The organism is Polynucleobacter sp. 39-46-10, assembly GCF_002282275.1.
The window spans coordinates 1-1,468 of record NZ_NCJB01000464.1; the positions used below are offsets into that span (position 1 = coordinate 1).

Below are 1,468 nucleotides of genomic sequence, written 5' to 3' on the forward strand. Positions count from 1 at the left end.
AATTTTTCTGTTGGCTGACTCTCAATCATCATCGTTGCTAACATGCCGGGTTTAATCAAGCCATCTTTATTGGGAACCTCCATCCGCACTACTACTGTACGAGTTTGGGTGTTGACAACGGAATCGACGTGAGCAACAACACCCTCAATCTCTGCATTACGCAAAGCTGGAATGATCAATCTAATCTTCTGACCCTTGTGAATTAAATAAGAGTTACTTTCTGGGATTTCAGAGACTGCCCATAAGGTATTTAAATCAGCCACTGTAAATAAAGCATCAGCAGGCTGTACCACCTGACCCTTATTGATTTTTCTCTCTACAATTTCACCGGGAATGCTGGCAATAACGTTATTTGTGGACTCAATCACACCAGACTTTGCCAAGCGATCGATACTAGGCTGATCCATACCTTGAACACGCAATTGATCATTTGCTGCACGATATTCAGCCTTGGCGCTACTTGCCTCAGCCTCTCGCTTTTGCAACTCAGCCAAAGCGATCACATCTTCTTTATATAAAATCCTAGCTCGATTAGCTGCCTGATCAGCCAATTGACTTGCGCTCTTTGCTTTCAGAAAAGATAGTTGGGATTGCGTTAATTCAGTAGAGGTGATTTTGGCCAAAATATCGCCCTGCTTCACCTTTTGACCTGGAATAGCTAGTATCTCCGATACTCGGCCTGTCACATTCGCACCGATACGGGATAAAAACATCTCATTAAAATCCACTCGACCAGAAGCGCGTAACTCTTCAACAAACGAACCGGTGTAAACCTCTCCCTCAGTAATCATATTATGTAGATCTTCATTCACAATCACTACATTGGGATCTTGAACAGACTTGACGGTCGGACTGCGATCAAACACATTGAAGTAATTTAGGATAATCAGAAATAGACAAAACCAAGGAAAGTAATAGAGGCCTTTTTGCGTCCAGGGAGGGGCTTTATCGTACCGCTGAGCCACACGAGGCAAGTGAGTACTAAACCACTCATGGGTTAATAGATATAAATCATTTTGGGCTTTAATGACAACAGCAAGCCATTCCTTTGCATAGACTTTTGCAATTGCCATATAGCGGGAGTAGAACTCCTTTGACTTAGCTATGATTTCCGTGAACTCTTGCTTCATTGCTTTCCACTCTCAATTTTTGCAATCCACTCTGGGGTTGCTCTTAAACGCTGAATCTCGGTAACAACTGAGGCCAAATCAAAGCGGGCCTTGATCAAATCATTACGAGCTACTCTAAATGTTCTTTGTGCATCCAAATACTCGAGCATGCCGCGCTCGCCATAACGGTACGAAACTTCAGCAATCCGACGTGCGCTTGATGCCAACTGAACAACATCTTGATCCAGAATTTTTACCTGGTAACTAGTCATCTGATAGAGCTTATATGCTGTCTCCAACTGCTGTTCGAGACTTTGGCTTTGGGCATTCAGTTGATTCTTAGCCTTAGATGCATTGGC

2 protein-coding genes are annotated in these 1,468 nt (G+C 43.3%); both read right to left on the reverse strand.

All coding sequences use genetic code 11. The features are described from left to right. Window positions 1-1,130: efflux RND transporter periplasmic adaptor subunit (locus B7X71_RS16810; RefSeq protein ID WP_293601582.1), on the reverse strand; the 1,130-nt coding region annotated here is incomplete at its 3' end. Continuing rightward, window positions 1,127-1,468, reverse strand: a 342-nt coding sequence (locus B7X71_RS16815; RefSeq protein WP_293601583.1) for a TolC family protein, incomplete at its 5' end; no start/stop codon positions are given. The genes B7X71_RS16810 and B7X71_RS16815, both read right to left, overlap by 4 nt.